The sequence below is a fragment of the Stenotrophomonas sp. YJH_SMC_12-1 genome, assembly GCF_059370935.1.
The window spans coordinates 117209-141824 of sequence record NZ_JCAFUD010000009.1; the positions used below are offsets into that span (position 1 = coordinate 117209).

Below are 24616 nucleotides of genomic sequence, written 5' to 3' on the forward strand. Positions count from 1 at the left end.
CTCCAGGGACGGATTCACGGCGTCCCCCGCGCACCCAACCCGACCGGCCCGCTCGCAGCTTCTGCTTTCAGCGACCAACCCAAACCCACCCACGAGGGGCTGCGCCGTTGGCTGGAAACTACAACCCGATGCCGGCGTCGCCCTCAGGCTCCAGCGCCTTCACCAGCACCGCCGCCTGTGTGCGGCTGTGGCATTCGAGCTTCTTCAGGATCGCAGTGACATGTACCTTCACCGTGTTCTCGGCCAACCCCAGCGTGTAGGCGATCTGCTTGTTGAGCAGGCCATCGGCCAGGCACAGCAGTACCCGGAACTGCTGCGGGGTCAGCTGGGCCAGGCGGCTGGCCAGCAGTGCGTCGGCCTCGGAGCGTTCGGCGGCCATCGCCGGGAACCACAGGCCACCATCGAGCACCGCCTGCACCGCCTCGCCGATGGTCTCGGCCGGAGCAGACTTTGGAATGAAACCAGCCGCGCCGAACTGCTGGGCACGACGGATCACCCGCGGATGGTCGTTGGACGAGAGGATCACCACCGGAATGTCCGGATGCGAGCCGCGCACGTGCAGCAGGGCGGAGAAACCGTGCGCGCCGGGCATGGTCAGGTCGAGCAGCACCAGGTCCACGTCCGGGTGCGCGTCGAGTGCTTCGGCCAATGCCTCGGCGCTGGCGACCTCGCGCACCTGCGCCAGCGGCAGACTCTGCCGCAGTGACTGCACCACCGCCGAACGCAGCAGCGGGTGGTCATCGGCGATCAGGATGGTGTATCCGCTCATGAGGCAAGTTTGGCATGTCACCAAAGGGAATACCTTCTTCATTTGCTTCGCCGGCCAGTCGATGCCCCAGAAAGGGCTGCCGCGACTGCTGTGTAGACTCTCTGTAATTAAGAAAATGCGGCACCAACCAGATCGTCAGATACAGGACACCGATCAGTAGGGCTGTTCCAACTTTGCCATACGTACTGCGCATCACCTCGTACAGATCCTCACGCAGGGTTGAAGGAACGCTACCAATGCGCTGAAGATCCAACAGTCGCTGCGCCGACCGGACGTCAATCCGCATCCGAGGGTAGTCACCTCTCTCCAGAACCTCTTTTCGATTTACCACAGCCGATCCCCGCTGGACCTCGGAGTACTTCAGGTCCGCTGCCCTGCAGGCAAATCCCGCCAGCGCAGCATTACGTGGAGCCAGGCATTCATCGATCAGGTCCAGCAACTCCGCATATTGAATCGCGTCATAGTCCTGGCTAGCCGCTTTGGCTCGATAGTCACTTCGCTCCAATTGATACGAGCTCAGATGATTGATTAGCAAAAGGTACAGGCCGACCATAACCACCGAGGAGCCTATAACTAGAAGGACTCGCCTTACCGCCGTTGTACGGGCCCAGTGAATGCTACGCATGACCCTTGAGCCAATCATTTCCAGGTCTTCGAAGTTGTCCTTCAGCCTTCCCAATGCTCATTCCTCACACGACTGGAAACAGGATATCGGCGGGAATGGCTCCTAGGTTTAGCGCCCTGCCGGCTCCACGCTGCTGCGCCAGGCATCCAGGAACTGGCGGCGCTTGAGCGCGTCCAGGTACACCAGCAGGCCCGGGCCGAGCTGGATCGGGCGGCGGCTGCGGCCGGGCGCATCGTCGCCACGTGCGTTGCCGGTCACGATCGGCATCAGGCGTGCCTCGCGCGACAGCACCTGCTGGCCACGCGGTGACAACAGGTAGTCGAGGAAGCGCCGGGCTTCTTCCGGGTGTGGGCTGGTACGTGGAATCACCGCGGTACGCAGCACCACCAGCGTGTAGTCCTCGGGCTCCACGATCGCCAGCGGCGCACCCGCGTCGATGCGCGCCTGCGCGTAGGAGCCGAGTACGTTGTAGACCAGCGACAGCTGTCCGCTGGCGACCTTGTCCAGCAGCACGCCGGTGCGCTCCTCGCGCACCACGTCGTTGTCGCCCAGCGCGCCCAGCAACGCGCCAGCGATGCTGCCACGCTGTGCATCCTGGGTAGACAACAGGTAGCCGACACTGCTGCGCTCGATGTCATAGGTACCGACCCTGCCGCGCAGCGGTGCCCCCTCCGCGCGCAACCGGTCCAGCAGTTGCCGACGCGTGTGCGGCACCTTCGCAGCCGGCAGTGCGCGGGTGTTGTAGACCATCACCACCGGCTCGTAGCTGATGCCGAAGGCCTCGTTGCGCCACTGCGCCCAGGCAGGCAGCGCGGCGGTCTGCGCCGAACGATGCGGCAGCGCGTGGCCGTCGTTGACCAGCTTGGTCTGCAGGTCCATGCCGCTGGAGATCAGCAGGTCCGGCGATGCCGGTCCGCCGCGGTCGTGCAGGTACCGCGCGTACAGGTCCTGGGTGATGATGTCCTCGTACACCACCTCGGTGCCGGGGTGCAGCCGCTGGTAGTCGGCAATCACTACCGCGAACACCTCGATGTCGGTGGTGCCGTGGATGCGCAGCTGCGCAGTGGCCTTTGCCTGGGCCGGGAAGCGGCGCACGTCGCCCGGTGCTGCAAGCACCGGCAGGGCCAGCAGCAAGGCAACGGCAGCAGCGAACAGGCGGATCATGGAGTGCTCCGGGGCAGGCGGATGGTGGCGACCAGCCCGCCCTGCGGACGGTTGCTGAGGTCGATGCGACCGCCATGGCTGTCGACCACGCGCTTGACGATGGCCAGGCCAAGCCCGGCGCCGCCGGACGGCGCGCCTTCGCCACGGGCGAAGCGCTCGAACACGCGTTCGGCATCGGCGGCGGCAATGCCGGCACCGTGGTCGGCGATGGTCAGCACGGCCTGCCCGCCTTCCACGGTCAATGCGATCTGCAACGGCCCATCACCACCGTACTTCAACGCGTTGTCGACCAGGTTCTTGATCGCCTCGCGCAACAGCAGCGCATCGCCATGTACCTGTACCGGCTCGGCGGTCATCGCCAGTTGTACGCGCGGTGCCGGGCCGGCCTGCGGCAGTGCTTCATGCAGGGCCTGGTGCACGGTCTCGGCCAGGTCCACCGCTGCAAAGCGCTGCAGATGCGAGCGATGGATCACGCTGGCATCGCTGAGCAGCTGGTTCAGCAACCGGCTCATGTGGGTGGCATTGCGTTCGATCGCCTGCAGGCTGCGCCGCATGTCCTCGGGGTCGTCGTCATCCAGCGCCAGCTGTGCCTGCGCGCGCAGGGCAGCCAACGGCGTACGCATCTGGTGCGCGGCCTCGGCCATGAACGCGCGCAAGGTCTCGTTGCTGCTGGACAGTCGTTCCATGAAGCGGTTCAACGCCGCCACCATCTGGTCCATCTCGCGCGGCACGCGCGCATCCAGCGGTTTCAGATCGGACGGCTCGCGACGCGACAGCTCGCGTTCCACCCGCACCAATGGCCGGAACGCGCGATGCACGCCAAAGGCAACCAGCGCCAGCAGCAGCCCGGACAGCACACCGATCGCCAGCAATGCACGGTTGACCATGTCCTGCGCAACCGCTTCACGTGCACGCCGGGTCTGGCCGACCTGCACCTGCACCTCGCCCTGCGCCGACGCGGCGGCGAAACTGCGGCCGACCACCACGAAGCGCACGGTCTCGCCGCTGTACGCCGCATCAAACAGCTGCGGTTGCGTGCCGGGCCGGCGCGGTGGCGCCGGCAGGTCGCCGTAGCCGGTGATCAGGTTGCCGCGACTGTCCGCGACCCGATAGAACACACGGTCTTCCGGGGCCATCGCCAGCAGGTCCAGCGCGGCATAGGGAAGATCGACCTGCCACTGGCCATCGACCAGGGCCACCGAATCGGCAATGGACAACGCCGAGGACACCAGCAGGTGATCATAGGAACGGTTGGCGGCGCGCTGGCCATAGCCGCGCGCCGCAAACAGCAGGGCCACCGCGAACACCGCCAGCAACGCGCCGAGATAGAGCAGCAACGTGCGCCGCAGCGAGCCCGGCGCGGCATTCGCGGTACGCGCGTCAGCCATCGGCGTCGGCGCTGCCGTCACTGGCTTCCAGCAGGTAGCCAACGCCGCGCACCGTGGTGATGCGCAGCGGTGCGCCTGCCAGCTTCTTTCTCAGGCGACCGACATACAGCTCGATGGCATTCGGGCCGGCTTCGTCGTCGAAGCCGAACAGGCCGTTGCCGATTTCGTCCTTTCCAACCACCTGGCCAATGCGCCCGACCAGGATTTCCAGCAACCGATATTCGCGGTTGGGCAGTTCGATCGGTTCACCGTCGAGGCTGACCCGGTGCGCGGCGTTATCGAACTGGAAGCCACCGATCTGCACCACTTCGCTGGCCTGACCACGCGCACGCCGCAGCAGCACGCGGCAGCGTGCTTCGAACTCGCGGAAATCGAACGGTTTGCCCAGGTAGTCGTCGGCGCCGACGTCCAGCGCCTGCACACGGTCTTCGATGCCATCGCGCGCGGTCAGCATCAGCACCGGCGTGCTGTCGCCGCGCTCGCGCATGCCGGCCAGCACGCGCAGGCCATCGAGCTTGGGCAGGCCGATATCCAGCACCACCAGGTCGAAGCTCTGGTAGCGCAGCACGCTGGCCGCCGCCAGGCCATCGGCCTGCCAGTCCACGGCATGCCCACTGCGGCGCATGCGGCGGATGATCGCATCGGCCAGATCCGGGTTGTCTTCGACCAGCAGCAGGCGCATGGGCACGGGGGTGGGAAGGGAAACGAATGCTACCGCATGCCGCTGCCGCGCTCGCCGCGCCCCGCCCGGAGGTGGCAGCGGGCCGCTTTACGCTGCACCGCACAATCCGTTGACAGGACGATGACAGCTTGCGCGACCCAGACTGCGGCCGCGCACCGTCCGGTGCCCACGATTGCCGCGCGCTTGGCGCGCACCTGGGAGGGTTTGTGGAATTCACGTTTGCCTGGCGGCGCCCTGCCGCCATGATGGCGCTGGCTGCCCTGTCGGCGCCGGCCTTCGCCGCGGAAGACGACCGTCCGGTCACCGCCACCCTCGGTGGTCGCCTGCACCTGGACTTCGCCACCTTCGACAACGACAACAGGGGCACCCCGAACAAGGACGACACCGAAATCCGCCGTGCGTGGGTTGACGTGTCCGGCAAGTTCTTCGTGGTCGACTACAAGCTGGAAGCCGATTTCTCCGGCGACCGCGTCGAGGCCAAGGACGTGTACCTGGCACGCAGCTTCGGCAAGGCCGGCAAGCTGACCGTGGGCCAGTTCAAGCAGTACTTCTCGCTGGATGACCGCACCAGCTCCAACTACGGCAGCTTCCTGGAACGTGGCAACGCCGGCACCACGTTGGCGCCGCTGTACCGCCTGGGTGCGTCATGGCAGGCCAACCCCGGTGACTTCACCTGGGCGGCCAGCCTCTACAGCCTGGAGAGCATCGACGCCTGGCAGGTGAAGGGTCGCGCCGCCGGTGGCCGTGTCACCTGGGCACCCTCGCCCAGCGATGGCAACGTGCTGCACCTGGGCCTGTCGCTGGCCCGCGAGGCCTACGACAACCCCGGCGCCAACGGCGTGCCCGGCCTGCGCATCCGCCCGCGCCCGGCCGGCCATCTGTCCGACAACAGCCGCCTGACCCTGGTCGACTTCTCCGCCGGCCGCGATACCGACGTCAACAAGTGGTCGCTGGAATACGCGCAGGTGCGCGGCCCGCTGTCGTGGCAGGGCGAGTTCAGTGGCGCCACCTTCGACGACGGCGCGCAGCGCGGCGATGTAATGGCGGCCTACGGCATGCTCAGCTGGTTCGTCACCGGCGAAAGCCGTGCCTACGACCGCAAGACCGGTCGATTCGCGCGGGTCAAGGACATCCGGCACAAGGCCGGAGCCTTCGAAGTGGCGCTGCGCTACGACCAGATGTGGGGCGCGCAGCATCTCGACGGTGCGCCGGACCTGCGTCGCGGCAGCACTGAAGCCTGGACGCTGGGTGGCAACTGGTACCTGCGCGACAACCTGCGCTTCATGCTCAACGTGATCGAAAGCCGCAACCGTGATCGCCTGGCCGGGGTCACGGTGGACCGCACGCGCGCGGTCACCGGCCGCCTGCAGTACGACTTCTAGGCCCGACATTCCGGGCATTCCGCCCGGGCCCCTTCCACTCCCCACGTCCTGTTTTCGCAAGGAGTCCGCAGATGATGCTGAGCATCCTCGGCTTTGGCATGGTCATTACGTTCATGTACTTGATCATGAGCAAGCGCCTGTCGCCGCTCGTCGCCCTGATCACCATCCCCATCCTGTTCGCGCTGATCGGTGGCTTCGGTGCCGGCATCGACGAGATGATGCTGGAGGGCATCAAGAAGATCGCGCCGACCGGCGTGATGCTGATGTTCGCCATCCTCTACTTCGGGGTGATGATCGACGCCGGCCTGTTCGATCCGCTGGTGCGGGTGATCCTGCGTTTCGTCAAGGGCGACCCGATGAAGATCGTGCTTGGCACCGCGGTGCTGGCGATGCTGATCTCGCTCGATGGCGATGGCTCGACCACCTACATGATCACCGTCTCGGCGATGCTGCCGCTGTACCAGCGGTTGGGCATGAACGCGCTGAACATGACGTGCGTGACCATCCTCGCCGGCGGCGTGATGAACCTGACCCCGTGGGGCGGCCCGACCGCACGCGCGGCCACCGCGCTGCACGTGGACCCGGCCGACGTGTTCGTGCCGCTGATCCCGTCGATGGTGATCGCCTGTGCCGGCGTGCTGCTGCTGGCCTGGTACCTGGGCCTGAAGGAACGCCGCCGCCTCGGCGTGGTGACCCTGCCCAAGGGCGGCAGCTGGATGGACAACAGCGTGTCCGATGACAGCAACCCGCTGCCGACGGTGGAAGACGCCGAAGACATCAAGCGCCCGAAGCTGCTGTGGGTGAACCTGGCCCTGACCGTGGCACTGATGACCGCGCTGATCATCGGCGTGCTGCCGATGCCGGTGCTGTTCATGGTCGGCTTCGCCATCGCCCTGGTGATCAACTATCCGAACCTGGCCGAGCAGCGCCGCCGCGTGGTCAACCATGCCGGCAATGTGCTGTCGGTGGTGTCGCTGATCTTCGCCGCGGGCATCTTCACCGGCATCCTCAACAACACCGGCATGGTCGAAGCGATGTCACACAGCTTCCTGGCGGTGATTCCGGAATCGTGGGGCCCGTACCTGGCGGTGATCACGGCGGTGGCGTCGATGCCGTTCACCTTCTTCATGTCCAACGACGCGTTCTACTTCGGCGTGCTGCCGATCCTGTCCGAGGCCGCTGGCAACTACGGCATCACCCCGGTGGAAATGGCACGCGCCTCGCTGGCCGGCCAGCCAGTGCATCTGCTCAGCCCGCTGGTGCCGTCCACCTACCTGCTGGTGGGCCTGGCCAAGGTCGAGTTCGCCGACCACCAGAAGTTCACCCTGAAGTGGGCCATCGCCATCTCGATGCTGCTGATGATCGGCAGCCTGCTGTTCGGCCTCTATCCCCTCGCCGCCTGACCCTTTGCCAAGGAGCCTTCTGCAATGACGCTTCGAATCGCTTACGTCACCAGTGGAATGGGCAGTGTCGGCACTGCCATCTGCCAGAGCCTGGCCCGCAGCGGCCACACCGTGGTTGCCGGCTGCGCGCCGAACTCGCCGCGCAAGGCCAACTGGCTGCGCGAGCAGCGCGAACAGGGCTTCGACTTCATCGCCTCCGAAGGCAACGCGACGGACTGGGCCTCGACCAGCGCGGCGTTCGCCAAGGTCCGCGCCGAAGTCGGTGAAGTGGACGTGCTGGTCAACAACTCCGGCGGCAGCCGCGACCTGCTGTTCCGGCAGATGACGGTGGAGGACTGGAACGCGGTGATCGCATCCAACCTCAACGCGCTGTTCAACCTGACCAAGCAGGTGGTGGACGGCATGGCCACGCGGGGCTGGGGCCGCATCATCAACATCGGTTCGGTCAGTGCCCACAAGGGACAGATCGGCCAGGTGAACTACGCCACCGCCAAGGCCGCGATGCATGGCTTCAGCCGTGCGCTGGCTGCCGAAGTTGCGTCGCGCGGGGTCACCGTCAACACGCTGTCGCCGGGCTACATCGCCAGCCAGGCGATCAGCAGCTTCCCGCCGGATGTGCTGGACCGGCTGGCCGCCTCGGTACCAGTGCGCCGCCTGGGCCGCCCCGAGGAAGTGGCCGGCCTGTGCGCGTGGCTGGCGTCGGATGAAGCCTCGTATGTGACCGGTGCCGACTATCCAGTCAACGGTGGTCTGTACATGGGCTAAGCCCTCCCCCACGGAGTGCGCGGGGGCCGGATCACCTTCAGTTGTGAAGGTGATCCGGCCCCTTTTGTTTCTGCATTTCTGAGACGCACTTCCCGATACATCGGCAGAACCGGTGCTATACCTGCCAGCGCTCGCCGAGCCCGATGGATGAACGGCTGGAATCGCGGATCAAGGAGGTTGGCATGCGTGCATTGCTGATTGCGCTTCTCGTGGTCGCCACTACGCTGCTGGCGACACCGACCCGCGCGGAGCCCCCGCCTATGCGGGTGATCACGGGCCTGGGCTGCCCCGACTGGCTGATCCCAGGCGCGCCCACGCTCGACGCGCAGATCACCGGCCATCCGGAGTGGACCTTCGCCTGGGCTCCCGCGTCCTATACCAATCGCGATCCCATCCGGATCTACATCCAGTCCTTCGACTGCGATTCCTCCGACATTGCAGGCTATTACTTCCGGATCGCAGCCATTGCCCATGAAGTGGGACACGCACTGTATTTCGAAGGTATCGCCTTGAGCACCCGAGGTGCGTTCATCCAGCACTTCTGCACCATGGAGGGGAAAGCGGTACTCAACAACCTCACCGCGCGCAGTGAGCTTCTGGTGACCAGCCTGGGGTACTACGACATCGGCGTAGCTGCGTCCAAAGGTCCTGGCCTCATCGCACAGGCCGATGCCGGCGGTGAAGACCTGGACCGGCAGGTAGGTAAGCTGTTCTGCGACAACAACGTAACTTCAACCACCGGCGAGAACTACAACGACTTCTACGGAAGAATCTACGATGAAGCGATCGCAGCCCGTCCCTGAACTTCTTCTGATCCTGAGCCTGTTGGTTGCCGGTTCTGCAACAGCAGCCACGTCCGCTGCCACTGCGGAAGAGGCGGATGCAACCTGGCGGCTCGTGGAGCGCTGGTCCTTGCAGCTGTCACGCTCTGACCTTGTCGCGCAGCTATCAGCCCTGGCTCCGGCCGGCTCGCGTTCGGAAGCAAGAATGGGCCGGGGCGACAGCGCCACCATCGATCTGGCGCCATTCGCGGTCGCTGGGAGGATCAAGGGGCCCTCTGGCCAGATCTACACCGACGCGTCGGGGCGAATCATCAAAGGCATTACGCTGCGGCTGAGCGGCGCCTGCATCTCGCGAAAGCAGATGGGTCGTCGCTACCCCGACTTCAATGTCCTTTCCGTGCCGTCAGGGCATAGCCTGGACGAGTCGACGGTGTTCGGCACAGTAGTGAACGGCATCCAGATCGGGTTCTCATTCTCCGAACATGACCGTGACTGCATGGACCAGCTCAAATTGAGCTGGCCTGGGGAGCGCTTCTGATTCCCACCGGCCTACCAGCATGACGAACATGTTGCAGGACACGCACCACTGCCCTGCATCGTTCGTTGGTTTTTCGTAAAGAAGGTTTCATGTTCCGTTCGCATAGTGGCCATGCACCGCGCACGCGTGCCGGTGACCACCCCCAATGCAACGGACCACCATGCAGACCCGACACCTGACGATCGCCGTGGCGGTCGCCCTCTCCGCCGCCACCAGCGCCCATGCCGACACCGGCGCCAGCACCGATGCCGCGCTGAGCGCGCAGACGCTGGATACCGTCTCCGTGATCGGCCAGGGCGAGACCCGCCAGGTGCAGCGCATCACCACCGTCGACAAGCAGGTGCTGCCGCCGGGCACCAGCGGCCAGAAGATCCTCGACCGCCTGCCGGGCGTGTCGGTGCAGTCCAACGATGCCTTCGGCGCCAACGAAGAATCGCAGACCATCAGCCTGCGCGGCTTCGACAAGAGCCGCCTCGGCTACACGCTGGACGGCATCCCGCTGGGCGACAACAGCTACGGCAACTACAACGGCCTGAGCATCGCCCGCGCGATCATCGCCGAGAACCTGGCCGGTGCCGAGCTGTCGCAGGGCATCGGTTCGCTGGGCGTGGCCTCGACCAGCAACCTGGGCGGCACCATCCAGTACTTCTCGATGGACCCGTCCACCGAGTTCGGTGGCCGCGCCAGCATCACCGTCGGCGACAACAGCCAGCGCCGTGGCTACCTGCGCGTGGATACCGGCGACATCAACGGCTTCTCGGCCTACGTGTCCGGCGTGCACCAGGACCAGGACATGTGGGCCGCGCCCTACCAGAACCAGACCACCCGCCAGTTCAACGCCAAGGCGGTGTGGAATGTCGGCGACCACCGCTTCGGTGCGTTCGTGGCCACCTCGCGCGCCAGCCAGGCCAACTACGCCTACCTGTCCAAGGACATGCTGGCGCGTGGCCTGGGCTGGGATTGGAACATCTACGCGCCGGACTGGGATCGCGCCGTGGCCGCCGCGTACTGCGCGCCGGGCACCTACAACAAGGCACGCTGCAAGTTCAGCGGCGGCGTCAACAGCATCGACGATGCCTACTACCAGAGCCGCGCATTGCGCGACGACAATCTCTATTCGGTCGATGCCGACCTGCGCCTGGGCGGGCAGGGCCGCCTGAAGCTGCTGGCCTACCACCACGACAACCGTGGCCAGGGCCACTGGTGGGCACCGGGCCAGCCATCCTACCCGGGCACCGACAGGATGCTGCCGATCTCGATCCGCAGCACCAACTACACGATCAACCGCGATGGCCTGACCGCCGCATTGTCGTGGACGGTGGGCATCCACGAACTGGAAGCCGGCCTGTGGTATGAGCAGAACGACCACAACGTCTCGCGCAACTTCTACTACATCAGTGGCCCGTTCCTGGACGACCTGTACCTGAAGAACCCTGATCGCCTGCTGTTCAACCAGGACTTCGACATCCGCACGCGCCAGTTCTACGTACAGGACCGCATGCGCTTCCTGGACCAGCGCCTGACCGTGGACGTGGGCATCAAGAGCCCGAACACCCGCATGCGTGCCACCGCCCAGCCGGGCGTGGAAACCAGCATCGCCTCGGGCACGCTGACCGCCAAGGAATCGGTGCTGCCGCAGGTGGGCCTGGGCTTCAAGCTCAACGCCAACAACGAGCTGTTCGCCTCGTACGCCGAAAACATCGCCGCCTTCGTCGGCGGTGGCAGCGGCGGCCCGCTGCAGGTGTCGCCGGAATCGTTCGCGGCCAGCGCCGGCCTGGAGCCGGAGAAGTCCAAGAGCCTGGAAGCCGGCTTCCGTACCTTCGGCGAGAAGTACCAGGCGTCGATCGCGGGTTACAACGTGAAGTTCGACAACCGCCTGCTGTCGTTGAACCCGTGCTCGAGCATCGAAGTCGGCACGCGTCCGGAGTGCGTGACGCGCTTCATCAACGTCGGTTCGGTGAAGAGCTACGGCGCGGAACTGACCTTCATCCTCAAGCCGATCGACGGCCTGCAGTGGTACAACGCGCTGTCCTGGAACAAGACCACCTACGAGGATGACTACACCTCGGGCGGCGCCATCGTTCCGGTGGCCGGCAAGATCACGGTGGATACGCCGCAGCGCATGGCCTCCAGTGAGATCAGCTGGAACCGCGATGGCTTCTTCGCCAGCCTGCGTGCCAAGTACACCGGCAAGCGCTACTACACCTACACCAACGACCAGTCGGTGCCGGGCGTGACCACCTTCGACGCCGGTGCGGGCTACGACTTCGGCCCCGGCCTGGGCCTGCGCAACGTGCGGGTGTCGTTGAATGCGACCAACCTGACCAACAAGCGCTATGCCGGCCAGCTGAGTTCGTTCGCACCGACTGATCCGAAGGGCACGCGTTATGCGATCCATGCAAGCGCGCCGCGACAGTTGTTCATGACGTTGGCGGCGGAGTTCTAAATCGAAAGCGGGCGCTGCGGCGCGTTGATTGTTCCTGCATGGCGTGGGTAGGCAGGCTCATGCAGGACACGCCGTAAACCCCGCTCCACGGTCCGGCCCAGCCGCTGGCGGCTGTGCGTTCGGGCGCTTGCGAAGCAGTGCTTCGCAAGCAAAGCGCCCTCACCCTTGGGGGCTCGATCGGCGCATCCATGCGCCTCACGGTCCTGCATGGGCCTGCCTACCCGCGCTCGACAATTCACTGCGCCGGCGCGGAGGCAATGGAAAGCAAGAGCAAAAGCAAAGCGCCGGGCATTGCCCGGCGCTTTGCTTTTCAAGCTCTTCAAGCGCAATTCCTCTGGTGGACCTGCTGCCGCGCCCGCAGAAAACTATCTGGAGGAGGCGGGGCACCCTGGCCAGGACCGTTGGCGCCATGGATGGCGCCATCGAGCACCATGGAGGGGTTTTTGCGTGTCCTGGCCAGCGTGCCCCGCCTCCTCCCCACCGATAGCAGGCAGGCGCTGGAGAATCCGCCAACGCCTTTCATTCCGGCGCCAGCTGGTCCATCCGTATCCGGTTGGCAAACAGCGAGAACGCCAGCATCCCGGCCAGGCCATTCGCCCGGCTCACCCAGTGCGGCAGCCAGCGCGGAGGCTTCAGCACCCCCGCCTCGAACAACGGCGCGAACGCGATCGCATCGGTCAGGCTCATCTTGCCGGCGAACAACCAGCGGCAGACCTGCAGGCGGTCCTCGGCCAGCATGTGGCGGAAGAAGGTGTGCACCGACACCAGGCCGCGCAGGTACACCGTGTCCTTGGTGAAGGCCAGGCCGCCACTCGGCGGCACGCCGCGGAACACGCGCTGTGCCGAGGCGAAACTCTCCTCTGCGTTCTGCCCCGCATCGCAGAAATAGCGGAACACTTCGATGAAATCGGCGCCTTCGCGTGCCATCGCAATCGCTTCGGTACGAAGGCTGATGCGCTTGAGTCGCTCGATGTCGATGCTGCCGGTGATCTGCTCGGCGAAGGTGGCCAGACCTTCCTGGGTGGCGGTCACCCGTGGCGAGGACAATGCCAGGCTCGGCAGCACCGGTTGTTCGCGGCCGTTCAATGCGGTCAGCGAATGCACCAGCGCTTCGTGGTGGAACAGCTGCGCGCGGTCGTAGGCACTGAAGCGGGCACTGGTGCGCAGTCGGATACGGGTCGGACCGGCAGCCGCCTTGGACACCAGTTCCGGGTCGAGCTGCACCTGGATGATGCGCGATTCGAAGAAGGCATCCAGGTCGTTCTGCAGCTGCAGCTGCAGCGCGATGGCCGAGACCGGCACCTGCTCTTCCGGCGCCAGCAGTTCGTGGTCCAGTTCGGCGGCAATCTGGATGAAGTGGCGCGCCGCTTCGCGCGTGCTCGGGCCATTGCCCGGCAGCGGCTGCTCCGGCGCGCCGAACAGCTGCACCGAACAGGTATCGACGGCGGCGGTGCCCAGCCCTTCCAGCAGTTGCGCGGCCAGATCCCAGCTCTGCGCCGACTGCCGCACGTAGTGGCCCAGTGGGTGGCTGTCGTCGCAGTCGGCGGCGATCGCGGCCAGCGCGCGACGTTCTTCGCTGAAGTCCAGCCGTGGGTAATCCACCTTCGGCAGCACCGGCTGACCACGTGCCACGCTGTCCAGGAACGGGGCCTGCACCGTTGCCGGCCAACTGGTCAGGCCCAGCAGGCGGATGCCTCCCACGGCCTCGACCAGGCGCGCATCGAGCGCTGCATGGTGGGCCACGTCACGGTCCAGCGTCGCAGTCGGTTCCATGCGCGGACTATAGCGCCCTGCCCGCGCGTTGGTAGGTGCCAATCTTGGTTGGCATCCGCCGAAGGCGGGCTTCGGACACGTCCGTGCCAACCAAGGTTGGCACCTACCAGAAGCAGGTTTCCTGCACCTGCCAGGCGCGGGCAGAGGCGGGATTCATTGCGCAGATCAGCGCCCATTGCGGTGCAATGGGATCCGACCCCGCGGTACCGATCAGCGCCTACGCGGCTTGCCGGCCGGGCGAAACTGCTGGCCCTTGCCCTTCTTGCCGCCACGCTCCTGCGCGGTCTCGGCCTGGCGGACCGCCAGCTTGGCGGCGGCGGCGGCCACTTCTTCCTTCAGCTTGAAGTAGTTGAGCAGCCGGCTCTCTTCGATCTCACCTGCGTCGATCGCTGCGCGTACGGCACAGCCCGGTTCCTGCTGGTGCTTGCAGTCGTTGAAACGGCACTGTGCGGCCAGCGCTTCGATATCGGCGAAGCCGCCTTCGGACAGCGTCTCTTCACCGGTCGGCTTCAGCTCGCGCATGCCGGGGGTGTCGATCAGGCAGGCGCCGGTCGGCAGCGGCATCAGTGCGCGGTGCGTGGTGGTGTGGCGTCCGCGCGAATCGTTGGCGCGCACCGCGTTGGTCTTCATCCGCTGCTCGCCCAGCAGGGTGTTGGTCAGCGTGGATTTGCCGGCACCGGACGAGCCCACCAGCACCACCGTGCGACCCGGGCCCAGCCACGGTTGCAGCACCGCCACGCTGTCGGCATCCAGGCCATTGATCGCATGCAGGGCGATACCCTGCATCTCCAGCTCTTCCAGCACCGCCAGCGCGTCTTCGCTGTACTCGGTCTGGTCAGCCTTGGTCAGCACCACCACCGGTTCGGCACCGCCACCGCCGACCAGCAGCAGGTAGCGCTCGATGCGCCTCGGATTGAAGTCGGCATCCAGGCCGCAGACGATGAACACCGTATCGATGTTGGCTGCGATCACCTGCTGGTGGTAATGCTCGCCGGCAGCACCACGCTTGATCGCGGTACGACGCGGCAGCAGGGCGACGATGCGGATGCCATCGAGCAGCACCCAGTCACCCACCGCCGGCCGTTCATGGCTGGGGAAGCGCGGGCGCTGCCATTCCGGCAGCGACTCGGCCTTGATCGACGCATCCGGGCCATCGGCCACCACGTAGTGGGTGCGGTGCTGTTCGATCACCCGTGCCGGGCGGGCCTGCGGATGTGCGGCCATCGCGGCCTGCCAGTCGGCCTGCTGCGCCGGGCCCGGCCAGGGCCAGCCAATGGTCTGCAGGGCGATGAAATCGGGGGTCTGGGTCATCGCCGCCATTCTACCTGTGCCGGCGCCCTGCCAGCCCAGCAATGACGGGCCCCGCGCCCTTGCCATGCATTGCAGCAATTCCGGTAGGATGGAAGCCCCATGCCTTTTGACGGCCCAGCTCCCATGTCCACCAACTCGCCCAAGCCCCTGGCCATCCGCGAGCGCCTTTCCGAAGTGCGCTACGAAATCCGCGGAGAACTGGCGCGGCGAGCCCGGGAGCTGGAGGCGCAGGGCCGCAAGCTGATCAAGCTCAACATCGGCAATCCGGGCGCTTTCGGCTTCCGCGCGCCGGAGCACCTGCAGCGTGCGATCGCTGACGACATGGGCCGCACCGACCCGTACACGCACCAGCAGGGCCTGCCGGTGGCGCGCGAAGCCATCGCCAGCTACTACGCCCGTCGTGGCGCGCCCGATGCGCACCCGGACCGCGTCTTCCTCGGCAATGGCGTCAGCGAGCTGATCGACCTGTCGCTGCGTGCGCTGCTCAACCCGGGCGATGAAGTGCTGGTGCCCTCGCCCGACTACCCGCTGTGGTCGGCCTCGACCATCCTCAACGATGGCCGTCCGGTGTACTACCGCTGCGCACCGGAGAACGGCTTCCAGCCGGACCCGAGCGAGATCGAGACGCTGGTGTCCTCGCGCACCCGCGCCATCGTGCTGATCAATCCGAACAACCCCAGCGGCGCCAGCTACCCGCGCGAACTGCTGGAGCGCGTGGTCGAGATCGCACGCCGCCACAACCTGTTGCTGCTGGTCGACGAGATCTACGACCAGATCCTGTACGACGACGCGGTGTTCCAGCCGGTCGCGCCGCTGGCCGGTGATCATCCGTGCCTGACCTTCAGCGGCCTGAGCAAGGTGCACCGCGCCTGCGGCTGGCGCGTGGGCTGGGCCCACCTCAGCGGCGACGATGCCCGCCTGGGTGACTTCCGCGCGGCACTGGACCTGTTGGGCGCGCTGCGCCTGTGCGCCAACGTGCCGGGCCAGTACGCCATCGAGGCCGCGGTGAACGGTCCGGACACCATTTCCGAACTGTGCACGCCGGGCGGCCGCCTGTATGAAACCCGCCGCGCGGTCATCGAGGCCTGCGAAGCCAGCGAGCACCTCTCGCTGGTCGCACCGGCCGGCGCGCTGTACGCGTTCCCGGCCGTGGTCGGCGCCGCTGCGAAGGGCTTCGACGACCACAACTTCGCGCTGGACCTGATGAACGACGAAGGCGTGCTGGTGGTGCCGGGCTCGAGCTTCAACGTGCCCTACCGCCATCATTTCCGCGTGACCCTGATGCCGGAGGCCTCGGTGATGCGCGATGTGTTCGCGCGCATCGACCGCGTGCTGGCGCGACGTGCCGAGGACGCGACCAAGGTCGTGCCGCTGAAGCCGCGCCGTTCGGTGGCCTGAGCGTGGCGCTGTCCTACCTGGCGCTGGGCGATTCGTACACCATCGGTGAAGCGGTTGCAGTCGAAGGCCGCTGGCCGCACCAGCTGGCCGCCACGCTGCGTGCGCAGGGCATTGAGCTGTCCGATCCGCAGACCATCGCCACCACCGGCTGGACCACCGACGAACTCGATGCGGGCATCGATGCGGCTGCGCCGCAGGGGCCGTTCGATTTCGTCAGCCTGCTGATCGGCGTCAACAACCAGTACCGCGGGCGTCCGCTGGACGAATACCGCAGCCAGTTCCAGGTGCTTCTGCAGCGGGCGATCGGCTTCGCTGGCGGTGATGCCGGACGCGTGCTGGTGCTGTCCTTCCCCGATTGGGGTGCGACCCCGTTCGGCGCAGGCAGTGGCCGCGACCTGGCCGCGATCGAGATCGAGACCGACGAGTTCAACGCGGCAGCCGAGGTGATCAGCACCCAGCAGGGCGTGGCCTTCGTCGACATCACCGATATCAGCCGCGCACAGGGCGAAGACCCGACGATGATCGCCGAGGATGGCCTGCACCCTTCGGCGCGGATGTACGCGCTGTGGAGCGCACGCGCCCTTCCGGTGGCCGCGCACCTGCTTGGCGGCACGGACTGAGGCGATGGACGGCACGCCACGGAACGGCCCGCCCCTGCCCTGCACTCCCCTGACGGCCCCGCAGGCCCGCTTGATTGCCGAGGCCTTCCGCCCGGCGCAGGCCTGGGGCAGCCGCCGCGACTACTACTACACCCGCGGCAAGCTCGGCAGCGATCCGCTGTACGACGGCGTGCTGCAGCATCTGCCTGACGATGGGCAGCCGGTGCTGGACCTGGGCTGCGGGCTGGGCCTGTTCGCCCATGTACTGCGCCAGCGCGGCGGTACCCAGCGCTACCTTGGCGTGGACGTGGATGCCGGCAAGATCACCCGCGCGAAGCGTGCTGCCGCCGACCTGCATGACGTGCGCTTCGATTGCGTGGATGTGCAGGCGCCGCTGCCGGCGCAGGCCGGGCACGTCCTGCTGCTGGACGTACTGCAGTACCTGGACGCGGGCCCACAGCAGGCACTGCTGCGCGCGGCCAGCGCTCAGGTGGCCCGCGGCAGCTGCCTGCTGCTGCGCACGCCGCTGGCCACCGGCGATGGCCGCGACCGCACCACGCGGGTGGCGGACCGGCTGGCCTGGCTGATCGGCTGGATGGGCACGCGACCACGCCACTACCCCGATCCGCAGGTATTGCAGACAACGCTTGCCGAAGCTGGATTGCAGGTGACCGCACCCCGCCCGCTGCACGGGCGTACCCCCTTCAACAGCTGGCTGCTGGTGGCCAAACGCCCCGCGTTGTAGGACCGAACCCAGGCTCGGCTGTGCTGTTGCGGTAGATCCACGCCATGCGTGGATGGCCTCGCGACCATTCCTGTAGGGGCGAGCCCACGCCCGGCTGCCCCAAGCGGCCAGAAGCCTGGTTTACAGGACCGGCAGCCGCGCCTTCAGCCCCCGCTCGTCCAGCGCCTGCAGCACGCGTTCGATGATCACCCGATTGTGACCGTGGGCGGCGCCCTCATGCAGCAGCACGATGGCGCCGGGTTGCAGGTCAGGCAGCAGCCGCGACAACACGCCCTCCGGCGTGCAGCCGACGCCGTCGTAGCCCCGGGCACTCCAGCCCACGCGCACCAGGCCCAGCGCCTTCAACACCGGTGCCACGAACGGATTGGTCATGCCCACCACCGAGCGGTACCAGCGCACCGGATGCCCGCTCAGGGCCTGCAGTGCATGCTGGCAGCCCTCGATCTCGGCCCGCATCGCCGCCGGGCCCAGACGCCAGAAGCGCGCCTGTGGGTGGCTGTGGCTGTGGTTGCCCAGGTCGTGGCCGCGGCGCAGGATCTCCTGCACCAGTTCCGGCTGTGCCAGCGCACGTTCCCCCACCAGGAAGAAGGTGGCGCGCGCCTGGTGGCGGTCCAGCAGGTCGAGCACGGCGCGGGTTTCCGGGCCGGGGCCGTCATCGATCGTCAGCCAGACGCTGTTGCCGGCCTCTGGCAACCGGCTCAGCACCGGTGCGTAGAAGCGGCTGTTGGGCAGGAATATCGGCACCATGAACAGCGCGTGGCTGGCCACCATCAGCGGCAGGCCCCAGTGCCAGCCTGCCAGCACCCATACCAGGATCACGGCCAACTGCGACGCCACCAGCCAGGGCAGCCAGCGCCAGGGCCGGGTCGGGATGCGATGCAATGTTCCTGCGTTGCTCATCCCCCATGATGCCATGAGGGGTAGAATTGATGATTCGAATTCCCGGAAACCCGACGTCCATGTCCCTCGATCCCGCCCTGCGTTCGCGCATCGAATCCATCCTCAACGCCAACCGCGTCGTGCTGTTCATGAAGGGCCAGCCGTCGATGCCGCAGTGCGGTTTCTCGGCCAAGGCCGTGGGCGCCCTGCAGGATCTCGGCGTCGAGTTCGCCCACGTCAACGTGCTGGCCGACCAGGAAATCCGTGAAGGCATCAAGGCCTACGGCGACTGGCCGACCATCCCGCAGCTGTACATCGACGGCGAACTGGTCGGTGGCAGCGACATCGTGCTGCAGATGGCCGCCAGCGGCGAGCTGAGCAGCGTGCTGGGCCTGGCCGCACCGGACCGCACCCCGCCGAGCATCACCGTGACCCCGGCCGCCGTGGAAATGCTCAAGGGCGCGCTGGCCGATGCCCCGGGCGCTGCCCTGCAGCTGAGCATCGACGCCGGTTTCCAGCCGAACTTCCAGCTGGCCCCGCACGACGAAGGCGCGATCGCTGCCGAGTCCAACGGCCTGCGCGTGCAGTTCGACCTGGCCAGCGCGCGTCGCGCCAACGGCATCACCATCGACTGGGTGGACGACATCCGCGGCAAGGGCCTGGCCATCGACAATCCGAACGCACCCAAGCCGGTGCAGGAAATCAGCGTGCGTGATGCCGATGACCTGGTGCGTGCCGGCAACATCACCCTGGTGGACGTGCGCCCGGCCGAGGAGCGCGAGATCGCTGCCGTGGGCGTGCCGTTCAAGAGTTTCGACGGAAACGGCCGTGCGCAGCTGGAGGCCCTGCCGAAGGACACCGCACTGGCCTTCATGTGCCACCACGGCGGCCGCAGCGCACAGGCTGCCGAGCAGTTCCGTGCACTGGGCTTCACCAAGGTGTTCAACGTCACCGGCGGCATCAACGCCTGGTCGGAAGAGGTGGACAACGGCGTGCCGAAGTACTGATCGGCCCTGAAAAAGGGGACGGAGGGAATTAAGTCGTTTGTGCCATAAACGACTTAATTCCCTCCGTCCCCTTTTTCTTAGCCGGCGAACCCGCCTTCGGCCAGGTAATCCAGTTCTTCCGCCGTGGGGAAGCGACCGAGCACGGCATTGCGATGCGGGAAACGACCGAAGCGGCGGATGATGTCGCGGTGCAGTTCGGCGTACTGCAGGTATTCCTTGTCACCCAGCACGTCGAACATCGCCACCGAGCGGTCCTGGTCCAGCGGATCCTCGGAGTGCTCGAACGGCAGGTAGATGAAGGCGCGCAGCTTCGGCACCAGCTGCAGGTCCAGGCCTTCCTCGATGGCGCGCATGGCGTAATGCCGGGCCAGGCCATCGGTGGCGTAGGAATGGGCAGTACCCCGGAAGCAGTTGCGCGGGAACTGGTCGAGCAGCAGCATCAGGGCCAGCGCCCCTTCGGCACTGCCCAGCCAATGTTCGCGCGCGCGCGAAGCGGCGGCGAAATGCTCATCCAGAAACAACTGGCGGAACTGCGCGTCGAACGCGTCGTCGCGGGCGAACCACTTCGCAGGGCCCGCCTCCTTCCAGAATTCCACCACGTGCGCGGCAACGTCCATCACCTACTCCCCAGGGCCGGCGCGCCGCGCCAGGCCATCATCATCATTCGTCGAAGCGCAGGTGGCGGACCGACTTGCCGTTGCGCCGGATAAGCTTAAGCGCCTCGATACCGATCTGGATATGGTTTTCCACGAACTGGGAGCTGACCTTGGCATCGGAGGCTTCGGTCTTGACCCCATCGGGGATCATCGGCTGGTCCGACACCAGCAGCAGCGCACCGCTGGGGATGTGGTTGGCGAAGCCGGCGGCGAACACGGTGGCGGTTTCCATGTCGATGGCCATGCAGCGCATCGCCCGCAGCCGCTCCTTGAAGGCCTCGTCGTGTTCCCAGACCCGGCGGTTGGTGGTGTAGACGGTACCGGTCCAGTAGTCGTGGCCGAGGTCGCGGATCATGGTCGAGACCGCACGCTGCAGCGCGAACGCCGGCAACGCCGGCACTTCCGGCGGCAGGTAGTCACCCGAGGTACCCTCACCACGGATCGCAGCGATCGGCAGCACCAGGTCGCCCAGCTGGTTCTTGCGCTTGAGGCCGCCGCACTTGCCCAGGAACAGCACCGCCTTGGGCATCACCGCCGACAGCAGGTCCATGATGATCGCGGCATTGGGGCTGCCCATGCCGAAGTTGATCATGGTGATGCCGTCGATCGTGGCGCTTGCCATCGGCCGGTCCAGGCCGATGACCGGCGCACCGGTCAGCTCGGAAAAGGTATGCAGGTAGCCGCCGAAGTTGGTCAGCAGGATGTGCTGGCCGAACTGGTCCAGAGGCACGCCGGTATACCGGGGCAGCCAGTTGTCGACGATTTCCTGCTTGCTTTTCATGGGCGGTCCGGTACGGCGGGGGACCGGGTATTTTCGGCCACCCGGCCGGTGCAGTCGAGCCGCCGTCGACCGTCCTGTGAAGAAGGTCACTTGGCAAGCCCGCCGCCACCGGGCTAGCGTCGGCGGTTGGACCAGGTTGCAAGGGGAACTGCATGGCATCGACGTTGTTGCGCGCCGGGGTGGTCCTGGCGCTGCTTTCATTGAGTACGGCTCCGGCGGTGGGCGCCTCGCGCTTTGTCGCCGATCCCTACCCCAGCACCTACCAGGCCCATCCCGATGCGCCGGTACTGATCCACAACGCCACCGTGCTGACCGGTACCGGCCAGCGCCTGGACAACGCCGATGTGCTGCTGCGCGACGGCCGCATCGTTGCCGTCGGCCGCCAGCTGCAGGCCGATGCCGGCGTCACCCGCATTGATGCACAGGGCAAGTGGGTCACTCCGGGCCTGATCGACGTGCATTCGCACCTGGGCGTGTATCCCAGCCCGGGTGTCGGTGCGCACAGCGACGGCAACGAGATGACCGCACCGGTCACCGCCAACGTCTGGGCCGAACACTCGGTGTGGCCGCAGGACCCGGGCTTCGCCACCGCGCTGGCCGGCGGCGTGACCAGCATGCAGGTGCTGCCGGGCTCGGCCAACCTTGTCGGTGGCCGCGGCGTGACGCTGAAGAACGTCCCGGCCATCACCTACCAGGCGATGAAGTTCCCCGGTGCGCCGTGGGGCCTGAAAATGGCGTGCGGCGAGAACCCCAAGCGGGTCTATGGCGAGGGCAAGGGCGTGACCCCGGCCACGCGCATGGGCAACGTGGCCGGCTATCGTGCCGCCTTCATCGATGCCGCCGACTACATCGCCAAGAACAAACCCAAGCCGGCCAAGCGCAAGAGCTGGTTCGGCAGCGACAAGGGCGACAGCGCCGGTGATGCCGGCGGCAAGCGCGATCTCAAGCTGGACACGCTGGCCGGCGCGATCGAAGGCGACATCCGCGTGCACATCCACTGCTACCGCGCCGACGAGATGGCCACCATGCTCGATCTGGCCAAGGAATTCGGCTTCAAGGTAGCCGCCTTCCACCACGGCGTGGAGGCCTACAAGCTGGCCGACAGGCTGGCCGCCGACGGCGTCTGCGGTGCGCTGTGGGCCGACTGGTGGGGCTTCAAGATGGAAGCCTTCGACGGCATTCCGGAGAACATCGCGCTGGTCGACCGGCCGAAGAACAGCTGCGCCATCGTCCACTCCGATTCACCCGAGGGCATCCAGCGCCTGAACCAGGAAGCAGCCAAGGTGATGGCGTCCGCGCGCCGCGCGCGCATGCCGGAGATCACGCCCGAACACGCCATCACCTGGATGACCGCCAACGCCGCCAAGGCGCTGGGCATTGAAGGCCAGACCGGCACCCTGGAGGCCGGCAAGATGGCCGACGTGGTGGTCTGGAACGGCAACCCCTTCAGTTCGTATGCGTTGGCCGAGCAGGTCTTCATTGATGGCCGCAGGTTGTACGACCGCAGTGCACCGGCAGCGACGCCGCGTTCTGATTTCCAGCTTGGCCAGGAGGTGCGTTGATGATGGTGCTCAAGCAGTTGGCGCAGTCTGCCGCGAAGGGCAGCCGAGCATGGTTCGGCGCTACTGTCATGGTGCTGGCCTGCATCTCCGCATCCGCACAGGCACAGGACCTGCTGGTGCGCAACGCAACGGTGCACACGGCCAGCGCACGCGGCAGCCTGCACAACGCCGATGTGCTGGTCCAGGGTGGCATCATCCGCGCGGTCGGCCCCGGCCTGTCCGCGCCGGCCGGGGCGACCGTGGTCGAAGCCAATGGCGGACCGCTGACCCCGGCCCTGTTCGGTGGCATCACCGAAACCGGCATCGAAGAGGTCTCGGGTGAATCGAGCACGGTGGACAGTTCGTTGAAGCTCGGTGAGCAGCCGCTGCGCCCGGAATTCGACGTCACCCTCGCCTACAACCCGGCCTCGGTGCTGATTCCGGTCACGCGCCTGGAAGGCATCGGCTTCACTGCATTGGGGGCAGCCACTGGTGGTGGTTTCGTGGCCGGCCAGGGCGGCGTAATGCGGCTGGACGGCAGCGCCGACCCGATCGGCCCGCGTGCCCTGTTCCTGCGCATCGGCGCGGCCGCCTCCGAACTGACCGGCCATTCGCGCGCCGCGCAATGGATGCTGCTGCAACAGATGGTCGACGAAGCACGCGGCCAGGTTGCTGTGGATTCTCCGCACGCGCTGTTGACCCCGGCCGGGCGCCGTACGCTCAGTCGCTACCTGGCCGGCCAGGGCCGCATCGTGGTGGAGGTGGATCGTGCCTCGGACATCCGCCAGCTGCTGCGCTGGGCCACACGCGAGAAGGTAAAGATCGCCATTGCCGGTGCCAGCGAAGCCTGGCAGGTCGCGCCGGAGCTGGCCGCTGCGCACGTGCCGGTATTCGTCGACGTGCTGGCCAACCTGCCGGCCAGCTTCGATCAGCTCGGTGCCACCCTGGAAAACGCCGCGCGCCTGCAGCGTGCCGGCGTGGCGGTTTCTTTCGTGCAGCGCGGCGACGCCACCCACAATGCGCGCAAGATGCGCCAGCTGGCTGGCAATGCAGTGGCCAACGGCCTGCCCTGGGCTGACGGTCTGGCCGGGCTGACCCGGGTACCCGCACAGGCGTTCGGCGTGGCCGACCAGATCGGCAGCATCGAGCCCGGCAAGCGCGCCGACCTGGTGCTGTGGGAAGGCGACCCGCTGGACGTGGCGCACTATGCCGAACAGGTCTGGCTGGGCGGCCGTGCGATGCCGATGCGCTCGCGCCAGACCGACCTGCGTGATCGCTACCTGCAGCGCAATGCGCAGCCCTGACCGCATTGAAGGACACCACCATGGCCACCCTGCGCTGGTACTTCGACTTCGTCTCGCCCTACTCCTACCTGCACTGGCAGAAGCTGAAACAGTTGCCGCAGTTCGCGCAGATCCAGACCGTGCCGATCGCCTTCGGCGCGGTGCTGCATCACCTGGGCAATCTCGGGCCGGCCGAGATTCCGGCCAAGCGCCGTTTCATCTACCGCCAGCTGCAATGGACCGCGCAGGCCGAGGGCACGCCGATGCGCTTCCCGCCCGGCCATCCGTTCAATCCGTTGTCGGCGCTACGCCTGTGCCTGGCCGCCGGAGCCAGCGCACAGGCGGTGGACGTGCTGTTCGACTGGATCTGGCGCGACGGCCATGCCGGTGACAGCGCCGAAGCCCTGCGCGAACCAGGTGCGCAGCTGGGCATCGAGGATGTCGCCAGCGCCATCGCCGCCCCGGCGGTCAAGGAACAGTTGCGGCGCAACACCGAGGCCGCAATCGGCGCCGGGGTGTTCGGGGTCCCGACCCTGGCCATCGACCAGGAACTGTTCTGGGGCAACGACGCCCATCCGCTGATGGCGGCCGTGCTGGCCGATCCTGCCCTGCTGCAGCAGCCCGAATGGCAACGCCTGGACAGCCTGCCGGTGGCGGTGCAGCGCGATAGCTGAACAGGGGTGGCGCGTTTCCCTCGGG

23 protein-coding genes are annotated in these 24616 nt (G+C 66.7%); 13 read left to right on the forward strand and 10 right to left on the reverse strand.

The window, feature by feature from the left end; translation table 11 throughout:
• Nucleotides 1–118 precede the first annotated feature (118 nt).
• The 5 genes from AC5P8Y_RS16995 to AC5P8Y_RS17015 form a co-directional block, all read right to left on the reverse strand.
• Nucleotides 119–769, reverse strand: a complete 651-nt coding sequence (locus tag AC5P8Y_RS16995; protein WP_495202100.1) for a response regulator — start codon at nt 767–769, stop codon at nt 119–121.
• Complete coding sequence (locus AC5P8Y_RS17000; protein WP_146257004.1) at nt 738–1322, reverse strand: hypothetical protein; 585 nt, start codon at nt 1320–1322, stop codon at nt 738–740. Before AC5P8Y_RS17000 ends, AC5P8Y_RS16995 begins: the two co-directional genes overlap by 32 nt.
• Before the next feature lie 180 nt (nt 1323–1502).
• Complete coding sequence (locus AC5P8Y_RS17005) at nt 1503–2558, reverse strand: ABC transporter substrate-binding protein (RefSeq protein WP_049403556.1); 1056 nt, start codon at nt 2556–2558, stop codon at nt 1503–1505.
• Entirely contained in the window at nt 2555–3946 is a 1392-nt protein-coding gene (locus tag AC5P8Y_RS17010; RefSeq protein ID WP_005414430.1) for a sensor histidine kinase, read from the reverse strand. Before AC5P8Y_RS17010 ends, AC5P8Y_RS17005 begins: the two co-directional genes overlap by 4 nt.
• A complete protein-coding gene (locus tag AC5P8Y_RS17015) occupies nt 3939–4628 on the reverse strand; it encodes a response regulator (protein WP_005414431.1) in 690 nt (229 codons plus the stop codon). The genes AC5P8Y_RS17010 and AC5P8Y_RS17015 overlap by 8 nt, the downstream gene beginning before the upstream one ends.
• A 242-nt stretch (nt 4629–4870) precedes the next feature.
• Between AC5P8Y_RS17015 and AC5P8Y_RS17020 the strand changes: the two genes are divergently transcribed.
• The 6 genes from AC5P8Y_RS17020 (at nt 4871) to AC5P8Y_RS17045 (ending at nt 11944) form a co-directional block, all read left to right on the forward strand.
• Complete coding sequence (locus tag AC5P8Y_RS17020) at nt 4871–6010, forward strand: OprO/OprP family phosphate-selective porin (RefSeq protein ID WP_033835202.1); 1140 nt, start codon at nt 4871–4873, stop codon at nt 6008–6010.
• 74 nt (nt 6011–6084) lie between these two features.
• The gene (locus tag AC5P8Y_RS17025) at nt 6085–7413 is read left to right on the forward strand and encodes a CitMHS family transporter (protein ID WP_005419191.1); all 1329 of its coding nucleotides are present in this window, start codon (nt 6085–6087) and stop codon (nt 7411–7413) included.
• A gap of 24 nt (nt 7414–7437) precedes the next feature.
• Nucleotides 7438–8178 (forward strand): acetoacetyl-CoA reductase, encoded by a 741-nt coding sequence (gene phbB, locus AC5P8Y_RS17030; protein WP_005419193.1) that lies wholly within the window; start codon nt 7438–7440, stop codon nt 8176–8178.
• 182 nt (nt 8179–8360) lie between these two features.
• Nucleotides 8361–8981 carry a hypothetical protein gene (locus tag AC5P8Y_RS17035; protein ID WP_239502947.1) on the forward strand — a complete coding sequence of 207 codons (621 nt, stop codon included), beginning with the start codon at nt 8361–8363 and terminating at the stop codon, nt 8979–8981.
• On the forward strand, nt 8956–9498 hold the full coding sequence (locus tag AC5P8Y_RS17040) for a hypothetical protein (RefSeq protein WP_033835204.1): 543 nt from the start codon (nt 8956–8958) through the stop codon (nt 9496–9498). Before AC5P8Y_RS17035 ends, AC5P8Y_RS17040 begins: the two co-directional genes overlap by 26 nt.
• A gap of 160 nt (nt 9499–9658) precedes the next feature.
• The gene (locus AC5P8Y_RS17045; protein WP_111108634.1) at nt 9659–11944 is read left to right on the forward strand and encodes a TonB-dependent receptor; all 2286 of its coding nucleotides are present in this window, start codon (nt 9659–9661) and stop codon (nt 11942–11944) included.
• A 519-nt stretch (nt 11945–12463) separates the two neighbouring features.
• Here AC5P8Y_RS17045 and AC5P8Y_RS17050 read toward each other — a convergent pair.
• Together AC5P8Y_RS17050 and rsgA are read right to left on the reverse strand one after the other, a co-directional pair.
• Nucleotides 12464–13717 carry a flavohemoglobin expression-modulating QEGLA motif protein gene (locus AC5P8Y_RS17050; protein ID WP_024956039.1) on the reverse strand — a complete coding sequence of 418 codons (1254 nt, stop codon included), beginning with the start codon at nt 13715–13717 and terminating at the stop codon, nt 12464–12466.
• A 210-nt stretch (nt 13718–13927) separates the two neighbouring features.
• Complete coding sequence (rsgA, locus tag AC5P8Y_RS17055; protein WP_032965961.1) at nt 13928–15037, reverse strand: ribosome small subunit-dependent GTPase A; 1110 nt, start codon at nt 15035–15037, stop codon at nt 13928–13930.
• Between the two features lie 114 nt (nt 15038–15151).
• Here rsgA and AC5P8Y_RS17060 point away from each other — a divergent pair, with 114 nt between their 5' ends.
• From AC5P8Y_RS17060 to AC5P8Y_RS17070, 3 genes are read left to right on the forward strand one after another with little or no spacing between them, the layout of a single operon-like run.
• Entirely contained in the window at nt 15152–16426 is a 1275-nt protein-coding gene (locus tag AC5P8Y_RS17060) for a pyridoxal phosphate-dependent aminotransferase (RefSeq protein WP_049403553.1), read from the forward strand.
• A 2-nt stretch (nt 16427–16428) separates the two neighbouring features.
• Nucleotides 16429–17046, forward strand: coding sequence for an SGNH/GDSL hydrolase family protein (locus tag AC5P8Y_RS17065; protein WP_033835206.1), 618 nt, complete (start codon nt 16429–16431; stop codon nt 17044–17046).
• A 4-nt stretch (nt 17047–17050) separates the two neighbouring features.
• A complete protein-coding gene (locus AC5P8Y_RS17070; RefSeq protein WP_033835207.1) occupies nt 17051–17770 on the forward strand; it encodes a class I SAM-dependent methyltransferase in 720 nt (239 codons plus the stop codon).
• Between the two features lie 120 nt (nt 17771–17890).
• Here the strand turns inward: AC5P8Y_RS17070 and AC5P8Y_RS17075 are convergent, their stop codons facing one another.
• Nucleotides 17891–18670 carry a polysaccharide deacetylase family protein gene (locus tag AC5P8Y_RS17075; RefSeq protein WP_033835208.1) on the reverse strand — a complete coding sequence of 260 codons (780 nt, stop codon included), beginning with the start codon at nt 18668–18670 and terminating at the stop codon, nt 17891–17893.
• Between the two features lie 59 nt (nt 18671–18729).
• On the opposite strand from AC5P8Y_RS17075, the gene grxD reads away from it, so the two are divergent.
• Nucleotides 18730–19656, forward strand: a complete 927-nt coding sequence (gene grxD / locus AC5P8Y_RS17080) for a Grx4 family monothiol glutaredoxin (RefSeq protein WP_049396503.1) — start codon at nt 18730–18732, stop codon at nt 19654–19656.
• Between the two features lie 77 nt (nt 19657–19733).
• Here the strand turns inward: grxD and AC5P8Y_RS17085 are convergent, their stop codons facing one another.
• Both AC5P8Y_RS17085 and AC5P8Y_RS17090 read right to left on the reverse strand, forming a co-directional pair.
• Complete coding sequence (locus tag AC5P8Y_RS17085) at nt 19734–20273, reverse strand: DUF924 family protein (protein WP_111108633.1); 540 nt, start codon at nt 20271–20273, stop codon at nt 19734–19736.
• 43 nt (nt 20274–20316) lie between these two features.
• On the reverse strand, nt 20317–21093 hold the full coding sequence (locus tag AC5P8Y_RS17090) for an AMP nucleosidase (protein ID WP_005414446.1): 777 nt from the start codon (nt 21091–21093) through the stop codon (nt 20317–20319).
• Between the two features lie 152 nt (nt 21094–21245).
• Between AC5P8Y_RS17090 and AC5P8Y_RS17095 the strand changes: the two genes are divergently transcribed.
• From AC5P8Y_RS17095 to AC5P8Y_RS17105, 3 genes are read left to right on the forward strand one after another with little or no spacing between them, the layout of a single operon-like run.
• Nucleotides 21246–22655: an amidohydrolase gene (locus AC5P8Y_RS17095; RefSeq protein WP_033835210.1), complete on the forward strand. Its 1410-nt coding sequence runs from the start codon at nt 21246–21248 to the stop codon at nt 22653–22655.
• Nucleotides 22655–23938, forward strand: a complete 1284-nt coding sequence (locus AC5P8Y_RS17100; RefSeq protein WP_049403550.1) for an amidohydrolase family protein — start codon at nt 22655–22657, stop codon at nt 23936–23938. The genes AC5P8Y_RS17095 and AC5P8Y_RS17100 overlap by 1 nt, the downstream gene beginning before the upstream one ends.
• 20 nt (nt 23939–23958) lie before the next feature.
• A complete protein-coding gene (locus tag AC5P8Y_RS17105) occupies nt 23959–24591 on the forward strand; it encodes a 2-hydroxychromene-2-carboxylate isomerase (RefSeq protein ID WP_049403549.1) in 633 nt (210 codons plus the stop codon).
• The last annotated feature ends 25 nt before the right edge of the window (nt 24592–24616 follow it).